The organism is Pseudomonas sp. 9.1(2019) (assembly GCF_009910445.1).
In the GTDB taxonomy this organism is placed as follows: domain Bacteria; phylum Pseudomonadota; class Gammaproteobacteria; order Pseudomonadales; family Pseudomonadaceae; genus Aquipseudomonas; species Aquipseudomonas paraversuta.
Genome location: NZ_VBWF01000005.1, coordinates 134,999 through 154,189 on the forward strand (window position 1 = coordinate 134,999; position 19,191 = coordinate 154,189).

Here is a 19,191-nt window from a genome sequence, read left to right on the forward strand (position 1 = left end):
GCTTCACTGGGTCCACCAGATTGATTCTTGGAGCCCGCACCATGAACCTGCATCAGTACGCCGAAACTCACCAGGTCACCAATCAGCCGCCCTCCCTGGACGGCGTCAACCTGTACCGCATCGACCTGCCGCTCCAGCACTGGGGCCGGCACTTCGGTGCGGGCTGGGCGCAATCGCGGATCGATGATTACGGCGCACTGGCAGGTGGCCCCTTGATGGCCGCGGGTTTTCTGGCCAATGAAAACAAACCGGTATTTGTCAGCCATGACCGTTTTGGCCATCGCATTGATCTGGTGGAGTTTCACCCGGCCTATCACGAGTTGATGCGAACCGCGATCGAGCACGGTTTGCCATCGTTGCCCTGGACCGACCCACAGCCCGGCGCCCATGTGGCACGGGCCTGCATGACCTACCTGCACAGCCAGGCCGAAGCCGGCAGCGGCTGCCCCCTGACCATGACCTTTGCCAGCGTTCCGGCCTTGCGCCTGCAGCCGGACATTGCGCAAATCTGGTTGCCGAAAATTCTCGCGACCCATTACGACCCGCGCAATGTCGATATCAGCCACAAAGCCGGTGTGACCATCGGTATGGCCATGACCGAGAAGCAGGGCGGGACCGACGTTCGCGCCAACACCACTCGCGCCTACCCCGTGGGCGCGGCCGGGCCGGGGGAGGCTTATGAACTGCTGGGGCACAAATGGTTTTGCTCGGCGCCAATGTGTGATGGTTTCTTGACCCTGGCGCAAACCGACAAGGGCCTGAGCTGTTTCTTGTTGCCGCGCCATCGCCCGGACGGCAGCCGCAACGAGTTCTATATCCAGCGTCTGAAAAACAAACTGGGCAATAGCTCCAATGCCTCCAGCGAAGTCGAGTTTCGCGGCGCGCTAGCGTGGATGGTTGGCGAAGAAGGGCGCGGCGTACCGACGATTATTGAAATGGTTGCCATGACCCGTTTCGACTGCATGGTGGGCTCCAGTGCCTTGATGCGTCAGGCGCTGACCCAGGCCAGCCATCACTGTGCCCACCGGCTGGTGGGTGGCCGGGTGCTGGCCGAACAACCCTTGATGCAAAACGTCCTTGCGGACCTGGCCCTGGAAAGCGAGGCCGCCCTGGCCTTGAGCCTGCGCATGGGCCGCGCGCTGGATCACCTGGATGATGGGCAAGAAGCCAGATTCTCGCGTTTGGTAACGGCGGTGGGCAAATACTGGATCTGCAAGCGGGCCCCGGCCATGATCAACGAGGCCGCCGAATGTATGGGCGGTGCGGGGTATGTCGAAGACAGCATCCTGCCGCGTCTGTATCGCGAGGCACCGGTCAACTCAACCTGGGAGGGATCGGGCAACGTGCAGTGTCTGGACGTGCTGCGGGCCCTGTCCAAAGAGCCGGGGGTGCTGGATGCGCTGTTTGCCGAACTGGGGGACGGGCATGGCAGCGTGCATCTGGCGCAGCACATCGGGCAGTTGAAAAAAGCCTTCACGGACACCGATGACATTCAATACCGGGCGCGGCAACTGACAGAAGATATCGCCCTGGGCCTGCAGGCCAAATTACTGCTGGAGGCGGGTGACAGTGACGTCAGCGACGCATTTATCGCCAGTCGCCTGCAAGGCAGCGGCCGGGCCTACGGAACTATGCCCCGGGGCCTGAACGTCGCCGCGATTGTCGCCCGCTCAACTCCACAGCTGTGACGCGCACCAATCTGGTAGTCGCGGCTGCAGGCCGCGATGGGCTGCGTAGTGGCCCTTAGCGCAGCCTGCACCCGCGACGACAAGGCCCTGTGCTTTGATCTGCGATGCAGGCAAGATAAAGGCCTGCCAGTTCAGAAGACAGGATGCTTATTGTGACCGAAGCTTTTATTGTCGTTTCAACCGCTGAAGAGGCCGTAGACCGGCTAGCGGCCCTGCACGAACGCGCAACCGTTGCGTTGAGCCAGGCACTCAAGCGTTACCTCAAGGATCGAGTCGAACCCAGCGCCGAAGAACGTGCCCTGTTCCGCTACCCGGAGCTGCGCCTGACCAACACCATCCATGGCGAAATCCCGACCATTACCCGGGCATACGCCAAGGTTCAACTGCCAGGCACTTACAGCATCACCGTGACCCATCCCGGGGCGTTCCGAAACTACTTGCTCGAGCAACTGGTGCCCTTGATGCGCGACTTCACGGTCGAAGTCGAAGTCGGGGTCAGCCAGCAAAATATTCCTTACCCGTATGTGGTCGAACAGGGCGATGAACTCGCCGGTTCCGGGGTGACTGCCGCCGCACTGGCGCGGGTATTCCCCAGTACCGACCTGTCTGCCGCGACCGATGCGATTGCCGACGGCCTGTACGACTGGGAAAACACCGATCCGCTGCCGCTGGCCCTGTTTGACGCCGCCCGAGTCGACTTCTCGCTGCGTCGCCTGGTGCACTACACCGGCAGTGACTGGCGCCACGTCCAGCCGTGGATCCTGCTGACCAACTACCATCGCTACGTTGACCAGTTCATCCTGCATGGCCTTGAGCAACTGCGCGACGACCCGCGGTTTGTGCGCATGGTGATGCCGGGCAACGTGATCATCGAAAAATCCATGGACTACGGCGAAGCCCAGGCCATTGCGGCAGGCGTGGTCTGGCATCGCTATCAAATGCCGGCATACCACCTGCAGGCCAATGACGGCCATGGGGTGACCCTGGTCAATATCGGCGTGGGCCCGTCCAACGCGAAAAACATCACCGATCACCTTGCGGTACTGCGACCGCATTGCTGGCTGATGATTGGTCACTGTGGCGGTCTGCGTCAGTCGCAAACCATAGGTGACTACGTGCTGGCACACGCCTATATGCGCCGCGACGGAATCCTTGACCGGGTGGTACCGCCCAATATTCCGATTCCGGCCCTGGCGGAAGTACAGCTGGCGCTGCAGGAAGCTGCGGCCCAGGTCACTGGCGAGCGCGGCGATGAACTGAAAAAACGTCTGCGTACCGGGACTGTCCTGACCTACGACGACCGTAACTGGGAACTGCGCTGGGCCCAGGAGCGTCCGCTGATCAACCTGTCCCGGGCCGTGGCGGTGGACATGGAAAGCGGCACCATTGCCGCCCAGGGTTATCGTTTGCGCGTGCCTTACGGCACCTTGCTCTGCGTCTCGGACAAGCCGCTGCACAGTGAAATCAAGTTGCCGGGCTCGGCCAATGCGTTCTATGAACGGGCTGTGAGCCAGCACTTGAAAATCGGTATCGCTGCCGTGGACTTGATGCGCTGCCAGCTCAACTCGCTGCACTCGCGCAAACTGCGCAGCTTCGACGAGCCACCGTTCCGCTAGTGGCGGCGGGTCATTTAGCGATCAGGGGCCAGGGCTGTTGCACTGAAGCGCCAACAGCCCCTAGCATTGTCTGCCCTGATCGCCAGATGTCCTGTTTGCCATGTCCCGTCCTGTTCGCCCCGCCCCACGCCGCCCGGCACAAAAAGGTTGTGCCCCTCAAGCTGCCAGTCGTCGTGTGGCCAAAGCGCCGCCGGCTGATCCCAAGCTGTATCTGTTCAACAAGCCGTTCGACGTGCTCACCCAGTTCAGTGATGAAGGCGGGCGGGCGACGCTCAAGGACTTTATCCCCATTCCCGGCATTTACCCGGCAGGGCGACTGGACCGGGACAGTGAAGGCTTGCTGCTGCTGACCAACGACGGCCAGTTGCAGGCGCGAATTGCCGACCCCAAACACAAACTGCCGAAAACCTACTGGGTGCAAGTGGAGGGCGAGGCCACGCCCGAACAGCTGCAACAGCTGCGTGACGGCGTGCAACTCAATGACGGCAAGACCTTGCCCGCCGAAGCACGGGCCCTTGAGGAACCGCAGCTATGGCCGCGCAACCCGCCCGTGCGGTTTCGCAAAAGCGTGCCGACTTCATGGCTGGAGCTGGTGATTCGCGAGGGTCGCAATCGTCAGGTGCGGCGCATGACGGCGGCGGTGGGTTTGCCGACCTTGCGCCTGGTGCGCGTGCGCATTGGTGACTGGACGATTGAAGGGCTGGACCAGGGGCAATACAAGGAAGTGCCGGCGCGGCTATAGCGCGCCCGACTCGATCAAACCGATAACCACGCTCTTGATGATGAACGCAGCAACGCCCAGGCCCAGCACGAAAAACAGGATAAATGAGCCGAAGCGCCCGGCTTTGGATTTCTTCGCCAGATCCCAGACGATAAAGGCCATGAAAATGATCAGGATGCTGACCAGAATCGTCATCATCCACTCTTCAAGCAGGGCAGGGTCCATCAGTGTTCTCCAGCGTCATCGGGGATAAAAACCGGGAACAGTATACGCCAGGGCATTGCAGCGGATATTGATCCAGGTGCAGACACTTGATCTGCTCCGGGAGCCGGCATGCCAGCTCCCGCAGGCTTTCAGGTGCGCAGGTGGGTCAACGGCAACTCAGTGCTGTTGAGCACTTGATTGAGCACAAAGCTCGAGCGCACGCTGGTCACGCCATCAATGCGGGTCAGGTGGCCCAGCAGCAGTTTTTGATAGTGATCCATATCGGGCACCACCACTTTCAATTGATAGTCCGCGTCCATCCCGGTTACCAGGCTGCATTCCAGTACCTGGGGCAGGCTGCGGATCGACGCTTCAAAGTTCTCGAAACGCTCTGGCGTGTGCCGGTCCATGCCGATCAGCACGTAGGCAGTCAGGCTTAACCCGAGCTTTTTTCGATCCAGCAATGCGACCTGACGCGCGATATAGCCGTCATCCTCCAGTTGCTTGACCCGCCGCGAGCAGGGAGAGGGAGACAGGCCGATTCGCTCGGCCAACTCCTGGTTCGAGATGCGCGCATCGCGCTGTAATTCCGCCAAAATACTCAGATCGTACCGGTCGAGTTTGCTCACGAAGACACCCTTTCTCATAACTATTGCGTGAAAGTATCCGCTGTAAGTTAAAAATTGCGCAAGTCATGTTTTATTGAGCAATATTAGCAATCCTTTGCTGCGGTCACGGGCCTATTCTTAACACCAGAATCACTGCCCGGACATACAGTCCACTGCGGCCCGCCGAATCAGGCCAGCCGCGGCCGCCAGCCCCACAGGGGTGTACCGGCCCCCGGGCTACGCACTGTCCAGAAGACGGCGCGAGGTGAGCCAACATCACGAGTGTTGAGCCAGGACAGAAAAATTCAAAGGGCGACCGACGGGTCGCCCTTTTTTATTGTCCGAAAAAAAGGCGCGCAACTGATAGTCTTTCGCAGAACCGGTTCGCGGTTTTCCAGTCTTATCTATACGCCCTATCCCTCCGCGAGAAACAGCATGAAACCGCACATCTGGCGATTGGCTACAGTTGGCTTGCTTTGCGTGAGTATCAGCGGCCAGGTGTTGGCCGAAGAACAGCGAGGCGATGAAGGTTCTCAGCACGCCCGCCCCGGTAACGGGCAGCAACACGGACAGCCACACGGGCAACAGGGACAGGGCGGCAATAATCAGCCGCGCCCGGAACACAATCAGGGGCGACCCCAGGGCAACCCGGGCAATCAGCCGCGCCCCGAGCACAACCAGCCCCAGGGCGGGCAGTGGCAAAGCCGTCCGCATCAAGAGCCCAACGGTCCCGGCCGACCGGGCCAGCCCGGCCACAACCTGCCGATCCAGCCCCGGCCCGATGCCGTACACCAGAGCCAGGCGCCGAACCGTGGTGGCAATCAGAACTGGCAAGGCGGCGGGCATGGCTCACGGCCGGATAACAATTTTGGCCCCGGCAACAATCATCCCAACGATCAACGCTGGGCAGGTCGGCCCAGCGGCCATGGCAATGGCTGGGGCGCCGGGCCGCAATACCGGCCGGGTTATATCGTCGACCGATTCCCGGGCCAGCACTGGCAGGTACCTTATCGCGGTCAGAACTACTTCTTTTCCGGTGGTTACTGGTATCGCCCACAAGGCCCGCGTTACATCGTGGTGCAACCGCCTTACGGGATTCGCGTAGGGTATTTGCCCGACTATGCGCGGGAACTATGGATCGGCAGCACCTTGATGTTCCTGGCGGCGGGGGCCTATTACCAGTATCAGCCTGCAACCCAGGACTACATCGTGGTTCAGCCGCCAGTGACGCAGCCGCAACCGCAGCCGGTAAGCAATGGTTATGACGTGGTGGCCTACCCGGCGAACGGCCAGAGCCCTGCGCAAATCAACCAGGATCGCTACGACTGTTACCGTTGGGCTGTGCAACAAAGCGGCTTTGACCCGGCCCAGGTCACCTATGCGCCTTCACCGGCAGTGGTTCAAACCTACCGGCAGGCGCAAGGCAACTGTCTGAGCAGTCGCGGCTACCAGGTCAACTACTGAGGGGTTGCCCTGGGCTTGACCACTTCCTGGGGGTCGGCGTGCACCAGCACTTCGGCCCGCGGGTAGGCTTTTTCGATTGCCGCTGCCGCTCTGTCACTGATGGCGTGAGCCTCTGACAGGCTCAACTCTCCCGGCAATTCCAGGTGCAGCTGCACAAACCAGATACTGCCGGAAATTCGCGTGCGCAGATCGTGGGCGCCCAGAACCCCGGGCACGCTGCAGGCCAGCTTCAGCATGTTATCGCTGACGTCGGTCGGTAACTCCTGGTCCATAAGCACCGCAAAACTCTCACGGGCGATCTGGATAGCGCTCCAGAGGATGTACACCGCAATCCCCAGACCAAACCAGGCATCAAGCTGCGGGAAACCGACGCTGGCCAGCACCAGTGCCACTAAAATACTGCCATTGAGCATCAGGTCGGAGCGGTAGTGCAGCGAGTCCGCCCGCACTGCATTGGAGCCCGTGGCCTTGATCACGCGGTGTTGCAGGATCAGCAGGGCCACGGTCATCACCAGGGAAAATATAATCACGCCAATCCCGATCCACGGCGCGCCCAACGGCTCCGGATTTTTCAGGCGCTCGAAGGCCTGAAAAGCGATCAGCACCGCACTCACCCCGATAAACAATGCCTGGGCCATGCCCGCCAGCGATTCGGCTTTGCCGTGGCCATAGCGGTGATCGTCGTCAGCCGGGCGCAACGCGTAATGCACGGCGAGCAGGTTGAGAAACGAGGTCACGCCATCGAGGAGTGAGTCGGTCAACCCGGCGAGCATGCTGATCGAGCCACTGAGCCACCAGGCGATGGCCTTGGTCACGATCAGAAGACTCGCCACCGCCACCGAAGCGCGGGTGGCCAGGCGTAACAGGCGAGCGTGTTCCGGGCTACTGGTCATGGGCCATCCTTATCTACGGGTTTCAGGCTGCGGGGATCAAACCGTACATGGCCAACTGTTGCACGCTGCCTTTGTGCTGGATCAGGCGCGGGTCGTCCAGCGGGAAGCTGCGGCCCAGTTCACTTTCGAGAATGGCCTGGAGCTTGCTGTTGTCCACTTTGCCATCTGCGCCTATGGCTTCGCGCAGTTTTTCCGGGGCAATTTGCGCGGTTTTACCCGGCGGGAAATAAATCGCTCCGGTGGCGAAGTCGACCCCGAAAGCGATCAGGCCCGGAATCACATAAAACAGCAGGCCCACGGCATCGAGCACGGCAATCATGGGATCGATCTTGCCGTCGATCTGGCCGCGTCTGTCAGGGAAGAAAATACTGCCGCAAGCAGTTAATTGGCTGAGCAGTGCTGCAACCACCACGCCGCCAATCACACGGGAAGACATACGCATACAAAAGACCTCGAAGAAGCTTGAAGAGTCGAAACCGGGATTAAGACCGTGCTTAATGCCGAACTGTTCGCCGTTATACTCGTCGCTCTGTTCTGGAGCCACCATGATTTCTCTGCCGATTGATGAAGTTTTACCCGCGCTGCGCCAGGCCTTGCGTGAACGCCACGAAGCGGTGCTCGAAGCACCCCCCGGCGCCGGTAAAACCACCCGTGTTCCGCTGGCCCTGTTAAACGAGCCCTGGCTCGCCGGGCAGAAGATTCTGATGCTCGAACCCCGGCGTCTCGCGGCCCGTGCGGCAGCTGAGCGTCTGGCCAGCGAACTGGGGGAAAAGGTCGGCGAAACCGTCGGATACCGGATCAGGTTAGACAGCAAGGTGGGGCCCGCCACCCGCATCGAAGTTGTCACCGAAGGCATCCTCACCCGCCGCTTGCAGCACGACCCGGCGCTGGAAGGCGTGGGCTTGCTGATCTTTGACGAGTTTCATGAGCGTAGTCTGGATGCCGACCTGGCCCTGGCTTTGAGCCTCAATGGCCGCGAGCTGTTTCGCGATGAACAGCCGCTGAAGATCCTGCTGATGTCCGCCACCCTTGACGGCGAGCGGCTGGCCAGTTTGCTGGACGACGCGCCGGTGCTGCGCAGCGAAGGGCGGATGTACCCGGTGGCCATGCGTTGGGGGCGGCCGTTTGTGCCCGGTGAGTTTATCGAGCCGCGGGTGGTGCAAACGGTGCTCGATGCAATCAATGATGACAGCGGCAGCCTGCTGGTGTTTTTGCCCGGTCAGGCCGAAATTCGTCGGGTCCATCAACAATTGGCTGACGCGCTGGCTTCGCGCAGCGACATCCTGCTCTGCCCGCTGCACGGTGAACTGGACCTGAACGCGCAACGTGCGGCGATCGAGCCCGCTCCCGGGGGCATGCGCAAAGTGGTGCTGGCGACCAACATTGCCGAGACCAGCCTGACCATCGATGGCGTGCGGGTCGTGATTGATGCCGGGCTGGCGCGGGTGCCGCGCTTTGATCCCGGCAGCGGCATGACCCGTCTCGACACCCAGCGCATCTCGCGGGCCAGCGCCACCCAGCGCGCCGGCCGGGCCGGGCGTCTGGAGCCCGGCGTCTGTTATCGCCTGTGGTCCGAAGACCAGCATGCACAATTGGCCGCCTATGGCAGTGCCGAAATTCTCCAGGCCGATCTGGCCGGGCTGGCGCTGCAACTGGCGCGCTGGGGGGTAACCCCGGAGCAACTGATCTGGCTTGATGGGCCACCCGCGGCAAGTTATGCACAGGCCCGGCAATTGCTGGAACGCCTGGGCGCCTTGCGCGACGGGAAACTCACGCCCCACGGCGAAGCCATGGCCGAGCTGCCTGCGCATCCGCGCATTGCTCATTTGTTACTGCGCGGGCAAGACCTGGGGCTGGCCGACATGGCCTGCGATGTAGCGGCGCTGCTGGGCGAACGCGATATTTTGCGCGGCGCCGGGGCCGATGTGCATAGCCGGCTGACCTTGCTCTGGGGCGAAAGCCGCGCCGCGCGGGGCGGGCAGGGCGGTGTGCAGCGGGCCAAACAACTGGCCCGGCAGTATCGGGGCTACTTGCGCGGCAAAGCCACGCAACCGGTCGCAGATCCCGATCACCCACGCTGGCTGGGGGCCTTGCTGGCGCTGGCCTATCCCGACCGCGTCGCGCAACAACGCAAACCCGGGGGGGCGGAGTATCGGCTGGCCAATGGTCGGGCTGCGTTGTTCAGCGAGGTCGACGGCCTTATGAAGCAGCCCTGGCTGGTGATCGCCGACCTGGGCAGCCGTCAGGGGCAACGTGAAGAACGGATCTACCTGGCGGCCGAGTTTGATCCCGGGTTGCTGGACAACGTGCTCAGCGAGCAGGTCAGCGTTGTCGACCAGCTCGACTGGGACGAGCGTGAAGGGGTGTTGCGTGCCGAACGCCAGCGCAAGGTCGGTGAGCTGGTGCTCAGCCGTGAGCCGTTAACCGGGCTTGACGCAACTGCGCGCACCCGGGCGCTGGTCAATCTGGTCCGGCGCAAGGGGCTGGAGTTGTTGCCCTGGAACCCTGAGCTGCGCCAGTGGCAGGCGCGGGTAATGCTACTGCGCCAGCTGGATCTGAGCGCCCAAGGGCAAAGCGAATGGCCGGATGTGAGTGATGCAGCGCTGCTGGCTTCCCTTGAGGAATGGCTGGCGCCGTATCTGGAGCGCGTCTCGCGTCTGAGTCATTTCGCCAGCCTCGACCTGTCCAACATAGTGCATAACTTGCTCAAATGGCCCTTGCCCCAGCGGCTGGATGAGCTGGCGCCGCATCACATCAAAGTGCCGTCGGGGTCGTCGGTACGGCTGGACTACAGCGAACACCCGCCGATTCTGGCCGTGCGCCTGCAAGAACTGTTCGGCCTGGCAGATACTCCGCGCATTGCCGGTGGCCGGCAGGTAGTCAAGCTGCACCTGCTGTCGCCGGCGAGGCGTCCGGTGCAAGTGACTCAGGATCTGGCCAACTTCTGGCGCAGCACCTACATCGAAGTAAAAAAAGATTTGAAGGGGCGCTATCCGAAACACTATTGGCCCGACGACCCGTTGGTGGCCGAACCGACAGCCCGGATCAAACCGCGTAAACCTTGAAGCTCGACCCCTGACCCCATAGACGCGAGCTGTTGTCTTTAAAAGCTCGCTCCTACAGATGCAGATATAGGGGCGCTCAATCAATCGGTAACAGAAGCCGTCCCAGCACCGGCAGGTGGTCGGAAATGGTCAGGGTATCTTCCTGGCGCACATAGCCTTCGATGCGTTGCAGTTTCGGGCTGTAGAACAGGTAGTCCAGGGTGCGGTCAGGGGCTTCGGCACGCGGGTCGTTGGGGAAATGGGTCAGCCATAGTTCACGGTCGATGCCGGTGGCTTCAGGGTTGCTGGGGATCATCGGGTACTTTTCCCACAGCAAGTGCAATTCACTGTCCGGCGAATAACCCGCTCGCAGTTCGGCGGGCAGGCGCAAAAACTGGCCAATCGGCAACAGGTTGAAATCACCGCCAATCAGCCAGGGCGTGCCCTGGCTTTCGAATTTGTCGAGCAACACACCGGTGGCCTGCATTTGAAGGAGCAGGTTGCTGTTGTCCAGGGTCGGGGCATCGAACTGGGTGTTGATGGCAACAATTTGCCCGCCGTCGTTAAGCGGCAGGTAGTTAACCAGCAGCGCAGGTTTTGGCTGGAACTGACGGCTGATGATATTGGCTTCGGCCACGGGCAGTTGCAGGCGCTCGGCGTGTTCGATCTGGTAACGGCTGAGGGTGACCAGTTTGCGCCCGACACTCCCCAGAATATGCCAGTCGGGGACGAAGTCAGCCTTCCAGGTAAAGGCCTGGGTGCTGCAGGGGTATAGATCGACCAGGCGCTCCTGCAGCAGCGCGAGCTGGTCTTGATAGTCACTGGCCTTGGCGTTTTCATCGAGCTCTTGCAGCAGTACCAGATCGGGCTGCTCATCGCGTATCACCCGCGACACTTCATCCAGGCTGAAAGCCATGTCTTCACGGGTCGGGCGCAGGTCCGGACCGCTGCCATCAACCAGGTTGTACCAGAACACATAACGTTTGCCTGCCAGGTACTGGACATTCCAGGTCATAACCTTGAGCGCCTGGCCCGGTACCAGCACCGGGGCTGTGGCCGGGCAGACGAGTGCCAGCACCTCTTTGGCATCGGGTCGCCACGTAACGCTGTAAATCAGACTCGCCAGCGCGGCTGCAAGCAGCAGCAAACCTGACAGGATGGGGCGTAATAAACGTGGCATGGGCTCGGCTTAAGACGTAGCGGGAATTGCCGAGGATACCGGACAGCAGTCCGGCACCCAAGGAGAGGTATATAGCGAATCGTCCCTCTTACTTGTCGGATGGTTCGCCGATGAGCATAAACAAGCGATACAGCACGACAGACAAAAACAGCTGCAAAAAGCTGTTGGCACTTTCCAGGGCCAGAGCGAGCAACGGGTTATCGTCCTTTTGGAACAGCGAGAAGCTCAGCTCCTTGAGCATCATCAACGGCCCGAGTACCGCCAGCAAGCAGACAAAAATCCGCCAGAAGTGCCCGCGGCTCATGGCGAAGCTCGATTTCAGGGCGGCCAGTGGTGGATCTCCGCGCAATACCAGGCGGTATTCGGCAAACGCAAACACCACGGTCAGAAAAATCCCGGGAACGAAAAACATCGATAGCCCGAGCACGATCAGCAATGTGCTGATGGCCGCGAGCAGGGCGAATCTGGGCCACAGCGTCAGTGCCTGGGCCAGCAGCTCACGATTGCGCGGGCTTTCGCCACGGCTGCGGGCGTCGAGAAACAGAATCAGCGCGCCGGTGTACAGCGGATACAGAAGCAAACCCACGAGCAGGCCATAGCCGGGCGATGGGTCGGGGCCCACGGCGTTATCCACCATGAGCTGCAGCACGGCCTCAAGGATCACCAGCGGCAAGCACAGCGTCACGATTTGTCCCAGATTGCGCTGGAAGAAGTACAGGGAGTCGCGAATAACAGTCAGCGGATTCATTGTCAGGTATCAGCAGTCAAAAGCGGTGCGTCACTTTAACCGATGCCAGGCGATGGAGAGCAAATGTAAACGTTCTTGTTACGACCCGCCCGGTGTTTGTGAGCACGCCGGGCGGTTTATCCGCGCAAGTCCTCGACAGGCTGGCATACTGCGGCCTTGTTTTTCAGCAGCTGCCCGATTGCCTGGGCACCATGGGGTTTGCCGGTGAAAAGAATTGCGGTCTTCGCAGATGTGCAGAACCTCTATTACACAGTTCGCCAGGCTTATGGCTGCCACTTCAATTACGCGGCGTTGTGGGCTGATATCAGTCAGCGCGGTGAAATCGTCGAGGCCTATGCCTATGCGATCGACCGGGGTGACAGCAAACAGCAGCAGTTTCAGCAGATCCTGCGCAACCTCGGTTTCACGGTAAAACTCAAACCCTACATCCAGCGCAGCGATGGCTCGGCCAAGGGCGACTGGGACGTGGGTATCACCATCGACATCATGGATGTTGCGGCCAATGTCGATGAGGTGGTGCTGGCTTCGGGTGACGGTGATTTCGATCTGCTGCTCGAACGCATTGCCAGCAAGCACGGGGTTGATACCGTGGCTTATGGGGTGCCTGGCCTTACCGCCAATTCATTGATTCGTGCTGCTGGCCGTTATGTACCGATAGAAGGCAGCTTGCTGCTCAAGTAATTTCCATTTTTTACAGGATTGACCCGGTTTGGAACGCATCGCCGTAATTGACTTTGAAACCACAGGTATCTCCCCGAGCAGCAGCTGCCGGGCGACCGAAATTGCGGTGGTGATTCTTGAACAGGGGCGCATTGTCGAGCGTTACCAGAGCCTGATGAACGCGGGTGTGCGGGTGCCGGGCTTCATCGAGCAACTGACCGGCATCAGCAACGCCATGTTGCGCACGGCGCCATCTGCGCAGCAGGTGATGAACGAGGTCAACGAGTTCGTCGGCACCACGCCTTTATTGGCCCACAACGCCGCGTTCGACCAAAAATTCTGGGACTTCGAGATGGGGCTCATCAAGCGCACCCGCTTGCAGAACTTTGCCTGCTCGTTGCTGCTGGCCCGGCGTTTGATGCCGGCGGCGCCCAATCACAAGCTGGGTACCCTCACCACCTTCGCCCAGTTGCCCCATACCGGCCAGGCTCACCGGGCCATGGCCGATGCCGAAATGGCAGCCAACCTCACGACCCATCTGGCTGAGCAACTGCGTCAAAAGCACGGCCTGCGAGAGTTGAGCCACGATCTGTTGCGCAGCCTGCAAAAAATTCCTGCCGCCAAAATCAACGAACACCTCAAGCGCTGTCGCGGGTTCTGAAGACCAGGGCCTGTGTAGGCGCGAGCTTGCTCGCGAGCCTTTAGCAGCGGCCCTGTCGCGGCCAAAAGTGTACGGCCACTTTTGGCCGGTTCTGTAACTTAATATTGCCCCCGGCTTTGGCTAAACTCCTCCATCCCCTGCCTTTGCCTTCGAGCTGCCTCCATGCCTGCCGCACGTCGTTTCCCGCTACAACTGATCGGTGCCTTTTTTGCGTTGTATGTGATTTGGGGTTCGACCTATCTGGTCATCCGTATCGGCATCGAGTCCTGGCCGCCGCTGATGATGGCCGGGGTCCGCTTTCTGGTGGCAGGCAGCTTGATGTACGGTTTCATGCGCTGGCGCGGGGCGCCCGCACCGACCTTCGTGCAGTGGCGCGCAGCCGGCATGATCGGTTTTCTGTTACTGGCGTGCGGCAACGGCGGGGTGACGCTGGCGGAACACTCCGGGGTCGCTTCGGGCGTCGCGGCGCTGGCCGTGGCCACCGTGCCGTTGTTTACTTTGCTGTTCGGCTATTTCTGGGGCGCCCGCAATACCCGTCTGGAATGGGCCGGGATTGCCCTGGGACTGATCGGTATCGGCATGCTCAACCTGGGTTCCAACCTGCAGGCCAGCCCGATAGGCGCCGCGATGATTTTGTTTGCCGCCGCCGCCTGGGCATTCGGTTCGGTGTGGAGCCGGCACTTGCCGCTGCCGGCCGGGCCCATGGCCAGTGCCGCCGAAATGCTGGTGGCTGGCGCCGTGCTCTTGATTGGCAGCCTGTTGAGTGGCGAGCGCATGACCCAGATGCCCACTGCCGCAGGCTGGGGCGCATTGCTCTATCTGGTGTTCTTCGGTTCGATCATTGCCTTCAGTGCCTACATGTACCTGCTGAAAAACGTACGCCCGGCGGCGGCCACCAGTTACGCCTACGTCAACCCGGCCGTGGCGGTGATGCTGGGCATCGCATTCGCCGGCGAGACCATAGGTTTCGAGGAGTGCCTGGCGATGGCGGTCATCATCAGCGCCGTGGTGTTGATCGGTTTGCCGCAGTGGCGCAAGCAGAAACCGGTCTGAATTAGGGTAAACTGCGCGCCATTGCAACTTATGCACCCCTGCGCTGACCTTTTTCGACGGTATCCCCATGACATTCGCCACCCTTGGCCTGATCGAACCCTTGCTGCGCGCTCTTGAGACGCTCGGCTACAAGACCCCAACCCCGGTTCAGGCCCAAGCGATCCCCGCAGTGCTGGCTGGCCGCGACCTGATGGCCGCCGCCCAGACCGGCACCGGCAAAACGGGCGGTTTCGCCCTGCCGCTGCTGCAGTCGCTGACCATGGAAGGTCCGAAAGTTGCCAGTAACATGGTGCGCGCCCTGGTATTGGTGCCAACCCGCGAACTGGCCGAACAGGTTCACGAGAGCATCCGCCAGTACGCCGAGCATTTGCCGTTGAGCACCTATGCGGTCTACGGCGGCGTCAGCATCAACCCGCAAATGATGAAAATGCGCAAAGGGGTTGATGTCCTGGTGGCCACTCCGGGTCGTCTGCTCGATCTCTATCGGCAGAAGGCGATCAAGTTCACCCAGCTGCAAACCCTGATCCTCGATGAAGCGGATCGCATGCTCGACCTGGGCTTCTCCGAAGAGCTGCGGGATATCTACCGCGTATTGCCGAAAAAGCGCCAGACCCTGCTGTTTTCGGCGACCTTTTCTGATGCCATCCGCCTGTTGGCCGAGCAGATGCTCGACAACCCGCTGAGCATCGAAGTCAGCCCGCGCAACGTAGCGGCCAGCAGCGTCAAGCAATGGATCATTCCGGTCGACAAAAAGCGCAAGCCGGAGCTGTTCCTGCATTTGCTGCGCACCCAGCAATGGAAGCAAGTGCTGGTGTTTGCCAAGACCCGTAACGGTGTCGATGAACTGGTGGGCAAGCTGCAAGGTCTGGGCATCAACGCCGACGGCATTCATGGCGACAAGCCGCAGGCCACGCGTCAGCGTGCGCTGGACCGGTTCAAGGCCAGCGAAGTGCAAATCCTGGTCGCGACCGATGTTGCCGCCCGTGGTCTGGATATTGAAGACCTGCCGCTGGTGATCAACTTCGACATGCCGATCGTGGCCGAAGACTACATCCACCGCATTGGCCGCACTGGCCGTGCCGGTCAGAAGGGCGAAGCGATTTCGTTTGTCTGCGCCGATGAAGTGAACATGTTGTCGGCGATCGAGATGCTGACCCGTCAGACCTTGCCGCGCCATGAACAACAGGACTTCGAGCCGGAGCACCGCGTGCCCGAGACTGATGCAACCGGTCAGGTGATCAAAAAGCCGAAGAAGCCGAAAAAACCGAAAACCTCAGGCGGTGGCGGCAAGCGCAACCTGGGTAAATGGGTCGACAGCGGCGAAGCTGCACCGGTTGAACCTTCGGTCAAACCCGTGCGTAAAGTCCCTGTGTTCAATACCGGCCCGCGCAAGCGCAAGCCGTAAGCCAAACCTGCTTGTCCGCGACGTCATCGCGGGCAAGCTCGCTCTCGCTCTCGCTCTCGCAAGCGTCAGGCTTTGAGCCAGCTCAAAAGCCCCAACCCTGCGGCCCTGCCACTGGCAAAACAGCCTGTTAGCAAATAGCCGCCGGTGGGGGCTTCCCAATCGAGCATTTCCCCCGCGCAGAACACCCCCGGGATGGCTTTAAGCATCAGGTTTTCATCCATCGCTTCAAACCGCACGCCTCCCGCGCTGCTGATGGCTTCGTCCAATGGACGGGTTTTTATCAGGTTCAGCGCCAACCCCTTGATTGCCTGAGCCAGCCTCTGCGGGTCGGCAAAGCACTCGGCCGGCGCCAATTCGCGCAGCAGCGCGGCTTTCACCCCGTCTATCCCCAGTTGACTGTGCAGATGCTTGCTCATGGAGCGCGAGCCGCGAGGTTTGGCCAGTGCTGCGGCAATTTTATCCACAGGCTTGCCCGGCAGCAGATCGATCAGGATGGTGGCCACCCCCTGTTGATTGATCGCCTCACGAATCGGCGCCGACCAGGCGTAAATCAGGCTGCCTTCAATGCCGCTGGCGGTAATCACGCACTCACCCAGACGCGGGGTGCTGTTTTGCAGGGCAATCGCGATGTTCTTCAGGGGGGCTCCGGCAAACTTGCTGCGCAGCACTTCACTCCAGCCCGCCACATCAAACCCGCAGTTGCTCGGCTGCAGCGGCGCCAGTTCCACCCCGCGCCCGGCCAGAAGCGGCATCCACGCCCCGTCCGAGCCCAGGCGAGCCCAACTGCCGCCGCCCAGCGCCAGTAACACAGCATCAGGCTTGAGTTGCTGCTCTCCTGTCGGGCTGTCGATCCTTAACTGGCCATCGGCATGCCAGCCCAGCCAGCGATGGCGGGTGTGGATAACTACCCCGGACTCGCGCAGACGCTTGAGCCAGGCGCGCAGCAATGGCGCGGCTTTCATATCGGTGGGAAATACCCGGCCTGAACTGCCGACAAAGGTTTCGATGCCCAGGTCGTGAATCCACTGGCACAAGGCCGTAGCATCGAAGGCCCGCAGCAGCGGAGCCATTTGCGGGGCGCGCTCGGCGTAACGTGACAGGAATGCCGGGTAGGCCTCGGAATGGGTGATGTTCATGCCGCCGACACCGGCCAGCAGGAATTTGCGTCCGACCGAGGGCATGGCGTCATACAGATCGACCCGCACCCCGGCCTGGCTCAGCACTTCAGCGGCCATCAGGCCTGCGGGCCCACCGCCGATAATGGCGACGTGGCGGGAAGGGGAGGTGGTGGGCTCTGTCATGGCGGGGCTGCAAATCGGCGAAATAAGTCGCGCATTCTACCTGACTAATGTCCATATGCCCTGCAAGACCGCTGCCCCTGCAGGGGGTGGGTTGGCCTTTTGGGCGCTGGCTTGCCAGCGATGGCATCGATGCCAGGATAGAGCCAATTGCGTCGCCTGCATGGCTGGCAAGCCGGCGCCCACAGAAGATGGATGTTGTCTGTATGAAAAACATACAGCTCTCTGCAGCCCATAGACTACGTGGCCTGCAAGAGCTTTCACTCAGGTTATCCACAGGCAGTTCCACAGGCATTGTGGGTAATTAGTAGCAGCCGGAAGACAGCCAGACCTTTTGTGCACTGTGGTGCAGGATCCCGTGGCGTCGGGCCAGGGCTTTGCGATCTTTGCTGTAACCGCCGCCTATAACACCGACGACTGGAATATCCCGTCCCAGGCAGTGGCGCATCACGCTCTCATCGCGGGCGGCGACGCCGGCATCGGTCAGCTTCAAATAGCCCAGGGCATCGTCCTTGTGCACATCGACACCGGCGTCGTACAGCACCAGATCGGGCTGATACAGCGCCAGCAGGTAATTGAGCGCGTCATCCACCACTTGCAGATATTCGGCATCCCCCATGCCCATGGGCAGGCCAATGTCCCAGTCGCTTTGTGCCTTGCGTGCCGGAAAATTCTTTTCGCAGTGCAGGGAAACGGTAATTGCATCCGGCGTATGTTCAAGAATTCGCGCCGTGCCATCGCCCTGGTGTACATCGCAATCGAAGATCAATACCCGGTTTACCCGGCCGCTTTCCAGTAGATAGCGGCTGATGACTGCCAGATCATTGAAGATACAGAAGCCCGCGGGGTGGTCGTAGTGGGCGTGATGAGTGCCACCTGCCAGATGACAGGCCAGCCCGTGCTCAAGGGCCTGTTCGGCCGCCAGCAACGAGCCGCCGACCGCGCGGATGGTGCGGCGTGCCAGCGCTTCACTCCAGGGCAGGCCCAGGCGTCGCTGGTCCTCGCGGGCCAGCTCACCGGCCATGTAACGCTCGATGTAGGCGCGGTCATGGGCGAGGGCGAGGATATCCACAGGGCACAGTTCGGGGCGCAGCAAATCGGCGTCGCGGGTCAGCCCGGACTGGACCAGGTGATCGCGCAGCAGGCGGAACTTGTCCATCGGGAAGCGATGCTCCGCCGGGAACTCAGGGCTGTAGTCATCGTGGTAAATCAGAGGTAAAGGCATGGGATTTCGCACCGAACGAGCGTTTGATATTAACAGCGCTGTACACTGCGAGGTATTCGAAAAGCCCGGTAACAAATCGGAGATAACAGATGGAGCAGATTAAAGAGCTCGAAAGTGCCCGTTTGCGGTTACGCCCGTGGCGTGACACAGATTTGCCCGAGTTCGCTGCGATGTCTGCCGACCCTCAGGTGATGCGCTATTTTCCTGCGCCCTTGAGCCGTCTGGAAAGTGCCGCGCTGATAGGCCGGATTCGTGGTCACTTTGCCGAATACGGCTACGGATTGTGGGCGCTGGAGCGCAAGGATACCGGGGCCTTCATCGGTTTCACCGGGTTGTCCAATGTCAATTTTGCCGCACCTTTCACGCCGGCCGTGGAAATTGGCTGGCGCCTGGCCCCGGAACACTGGGGCCTGGGCTATGCCAGCGAGGCGGCCTGGGCGGCGCTGCGCTGCGCCTTTGACCGATTGGCACTGGATCAGGTGGTGTCATTTACCAGCCAGTTGAACCTGCCGTCGCAAAAGGTCATGCAGGCGATCGGCATGCAGCACGATGCGGATGGTGACTTTGAACATCCCCGGCTGCCTGAAGGGCATCCGCTAAGGTCACATGTGCTGTATCGCATTACGCGGGCACAGTGGCTGGAAACCCTGCACGGCTAGGCAGGCCGAGAGCGGCGAAAGCCAGAATTTTGTTGTCCGGCGTAGCCAAGGCTACCCCGGTATT

General features: G+C 61.0%; 18 protein-coding genes. 10 read left to right on the forward strand and 8 right to left on the reverse strand.

What is annotated here, in order from left to right:
• Positions 1–41: 41 nt before the first annotated feature.
• The 3 genes from FEZ21_RS06635 to FEZ21_RS06645 all read left to right on the forward strand — a co-directional run bounded on the left by FEZ21_RS06635 (position 42) and on the right by FEZ21_RS06645 (position 4,046).
• The gene (locus tag FEZ21_RS06635) at positions 42–1,688 is read left to right on the forward strand and encodes an acyl-CoA dehydrogenase family protein (RefSeq protein ID WP_010655480.1); all 1,647 of its coding nucleotides are present in this window, start codon (positions 42–44) and stop codon (positions 1,686–1,688) included.
• 143 nt (positions 1,689–1,831) lie between these two features.
• On the forward strand, positions 1,832–3,304 hold the full coding sequence (gene amn / locus FEZ21_RS06640; protein ID WP_165439584.1) for an AMP nucleosidase: 1,473 nt from the start codon (positions 1,832–1,834) through the stop codon (positions 3,302–3,304).
• Positions 3,305–3,479: 175 nt separating this feature from the next.
• The gene (locus FEZ21_RS06645) at positions 3,480–4,046 is read left to right on the forward strand and encodes a pseudouridine synthase (RefSeq protein ID WP_003444118.1); all 567 of its coding nucleotides are present in this window, start codon (positions 3,480–3,482) and stop codon (positions 4,044–4,046) included.
• On the opposite strand, the gene FEZ21_RS06650 is transcribed toward FEZ21_RS06645, so the two are convergent.
• Together FEZ21_RS06650 and FEZ21_RS06655 are read right to left on the reverse strand one after the other, a co-directional pair.
• Entirely contained in the window at positions 4,041–4,250 is a 210-nt protein-coding gene (locus FEZ21_RS06650) for a DUF2788 domain-containing protein (protein ID WP_003444116.1), read from the reverse strand. The two genes, FEZ21_RS06645 and FEZ21_RS06650, sit on opposite strands and share 6 nt — an antisense overlap.
• Before the next feature lie 128 nt (positions 4,251–4,378).
• Positions 4,379–4,876, reverse strand: coding sequence for an Lrp/AsnC family transcriptional regulator (locus FEZ21_RS06655; protein WP_165439585.1), 498 nt, complete (start codon positions 4,874–4,876; stop codon positions 4,379–4,381).
• A 396-nt stretch (positions 4,877–5,272) separates the two neighbouring features.
• Between FEZ21_RS06655 and FEZ21_RS06660 the strand changes: the two genes are divergently transcribed.
• Positions 5,273–6,301: a DUF6515 family protein gene (locus FEZ21_RS06660; RefSeq protein ID WP_160626713.1), complete on the forward strand. Its 1,029-nt coding sequence runs from the start codon at positions 5,273–5,275 to the stop codon at positions 6,299–6,301.
• On the opposite strand, the gene FEZ21_RS06665 is transcribed toward FEZ21_RS06660, so the two are convergent.
• Positions 6,295–7,194: a cation diffusion facilitator family transporter gene (locus FEZ21_RS06665; RefSeq protein ID WP_003444111.1), complete on the reverse strand. Its 900-nt coding sequence runs from the start codon at positions 7,192–7,194 to the stop codon at positions 6,295–6,297. The two genes, FEZ21_RS06660 and FEZ21_RS06665, sit on opposite strands and share 7 nt — an antisense overlap.
• Before the next feature lie 22 nt (positions 7,195–7,216).
• Complete coding sequence (locus FEZ21_RS06670; protein WP_003444109.1) at positions 7,217–7,636, reverse strand: hypothetical protein; 420 nt, start codon at positions 7,634–7,636, stop codon at positions 7,217–7,219.
• Positions 7,637–7,739: 103 nt separating this feature from the next.
• Here FEZ21_RS06670 and hrpB point away from each other — a divergent pair, with 103 nt between their 5' ends.
• Positions 7,740–10,259, forward strand: a complete 2,520-nt coding sequence (hrpB, locus tag FEZ21_RS06675) for an ATP-dependent helicase HrpB (RefSeq protein WP_160626715.1) — start codon at positions 7,740–7,742, stop codon at positions 10,257–10,259.
• Positions 10,260–10,335: 76 nt separating this feature from the next.
• Here the strand turns inward: hrpB and FEZ21_RS06680 are convergent, their stop codons facing one another.
• Positions 10,336–11,418: an endonuclease/exonuclease/phosphatase family protein gene (locus tag FEZ21_RS06680; protein WP_003444041.1), complete on the reverse strand. Its 1,083-nt coding sequence runs from the start codon at positions 11,416–11,418 to the stop codon at positions 10,336–10,338.
• A gap of 88 nt (positions 11,419–11,506) precedes the next feature.
• Entirely contained in the window at positions 11,507–12,166 is a 660-nt protein-coding gene (locus tag FEZ21_RS06685; RefSeq protein ID WP_003444039.1) for a YciC family protein, read from the reverse strand.
• A 204-nt stretch (positions 12,167–12,370) separates the two neighbouring features.
• Between FEZ21_RS06685 and FEZ21_RS06690 the strand changes: the two genes are divergently transcribed.
• The 4 genes from FEZ21_RS06690 (at position 12,371) to FEZ21_RS06705 (ending at position 15,945) form a co-directional block, all read left to right on the forward strand.
• On the forward strand, positions 12,371–12,847 hold the full coding sequence (locus tag FEZ21_RS06690; RefSeq protein ID WP_160626717.1) for an NYN domain-containing protein: 477 nt from the start codon (positions 12,371–12,373) through the stop codon (positions 12,845–12,847).
• Positions 12,848–12,875: 28 nt separating this feature from the next.
• On the forward strand, positions 12,876–13,487 hold the full coding sequence (locus FEZ21_RS06695) for a PolC-type DNA polymerase III (protein WP_003444033.1): 612 nt from the start codon (positions 12,876–12,878) through the stop codon (positions 13,485–13,487).
• Positions 13,488–13,649: 162 nt separating this feature from the next.
• A complete protein-coding gene (gene yedA, locus FEZ21_RS06700; RefSeq protein WP_003444031.1) occupies positions 13,650–14,540 on the forward strand; it encodes a drug/metabolite exporter YedA in 891 nt (296 codons plus the stop codon).
• A 67-nt stretch (positions 14,541–14,607) separates the two neighbouring features.
• Positions 14,608–15,945: a DEAD/DEAH box helicase gene (locus FEZ21_RS06705; RefSeq protein ID WP_003444029.1), complete on the forward strand. Its 1,338-nt coding sequence runs from the start codon at positions 14,608–14,610 to the stop codon at positions 15,943–15,945.
• A gap of 65 nt (positions 15,946–16,010) precedes the next feature.
• On the opposite strand, the gene FEZ21_RS06710 is transcribed toward FEZ21_RS06705, so the two are convergent.
• Positions 16,011–17,246: a TIGR03862 family flavoprotein gene (locus FEZ21_RS06710; protein ID WP_003444027.1), complete on the reverse strand. Its 1,236-nt coding sequence runs from the start codon at positions 17,244–17,246 to the stop codon at positions 16,011–16,013.
• A 301-nt stretch (positions 17,247–17,547) separates the two neighbouring features.
• Positions 17,548–18,468 carry a histone deacetylase gene (locus FEZ21_RS06715; RefSeq protein WP_003444025.1) on the reverse strand — a complete coding sequence of 307 codons (921 nt, stop codon included), beginning with the start codon at positions 18,466–18,468 and terminating at the stop codon, positions 17,548–17,550.
• Between the two features lie 89 nt (positions 18,469–18,557).
• Here FEZ21_RS06715 and FEZ21_RS06720 point away from each other — a divergent pair, with 89 nt between their 5' ends.
• Entirely contained in the window at positions 18,558–19,127 is a 570-nt protein-coding gene (locus FEZ21_RS06720; RefSeq protein ID WP_160626719.1) for a GNAT family N-acetyltransferase, read from the forward strand.
• The last annotated feature ends 64 nt before the right edge of the window (positions 19,128–19,191 follow it).

Coding starts and splice junctions, on each gene's coding strand:
- hrpB (WP_160626715.1), top strand. CDS start 7,740: ATGATTTCTCTGCCGATTGATGAAGTTTTACCCGCGCTGCGCCAGGCC.
- FEZ21_RS06705 (WP_003444029.1), top strand. CDS start 14,608: ATGACATTCGCCACCCTTGGCCTGATCGAACCCTTGCTGCGCGCTCTT.
- FEZ21_RS06685 (WP_003444039.1), bottom strand. CDS start 12,166: ATGAATCCGCTGACTGTTATTCGCGACTCCCTGTACTTCTTCCAGCGC.
- FEZ21_RS06710 (WP_003444027.1), bottom strand. CDS start 17,246: ATGACAGAGCCCACCACCTCCCCTTCCCGCCACGTCGCCATTATCGGC.
- FEZ21_RS06650 (WP_003444116.1), bottom strand. CDS start 4,250: ATGGACCCTGCCCTGCTTGAAGAGTGGATGATGACGATTCTGGTCAGC.
- yedA (WP_003444031.1), top strand. CDS start 13,650: ATGCCTGCCGCACGTCGTTTCCCGCTACAACTGATCGGTGCCTTTTTT.
- FEZ21_RS06680 (WP_003444041.1), bottom strand. CDS start 11,418: ATGCCACGTTTATTACGCCCCATCCTGTCAGGTTTGCTGCTGCTTGCA.
- FEZ21_RS06715 (WP_003444025.1), bottom strand. CDS start 18,468: ATGCCTTTACCTCTGATTTACCACGATGACTACAGCCCTGAGTTCCCG.
- FEZ21_RS06670 (WP_003444109.1), bottom strand. CDS start 7,636: ATGCGTATGTCTTCCCGTGTGATTGGCGGCGTGGTGGTTGCAGCACTG.
- FEZ21_RS06665 (WP_003444111.1), bottom strand. CDS start 7,194: ATGACCAGTAGCCCGGAACACGCTCGCCTGTTACGCCTGGCCACCCGC.
- FEZ21_RS06720 (WP_160626719.1), top strand. CDS start 18,558: ATGGAGCAGATTAAAGAGCTCGAAAGTGCCCGTTTGCGGTTACGCCCG.
- amn (WP_165439584.1), top strand. CDS start 1,832: ATGCTTATTGTGACCGAAGCTTTTATTGTCGTTTCAACCGCTGAAGAG.
- FEZ21_RS06635 (WP_010655480.1), top strand. CDS start 42: ATGAACCTGCATCAGTACGCCGAAACTCACCAGGTCACCAATCAGCCG.
- FEZ21_RS06655 (WP_165439585.1), bottom strand. CDS start 4,876: ATGAGAAAGGGTGTCTTCGTGAGCAAACTCGACCGGTACGATCTGAGT.
- FEZ21_RS06660 (WP_160626713.1), top strand. CDS start 5,273: ATGAAACCGCACATCTGGCGATTGGCTACAGTTGGCTTGCTTTGCGTG.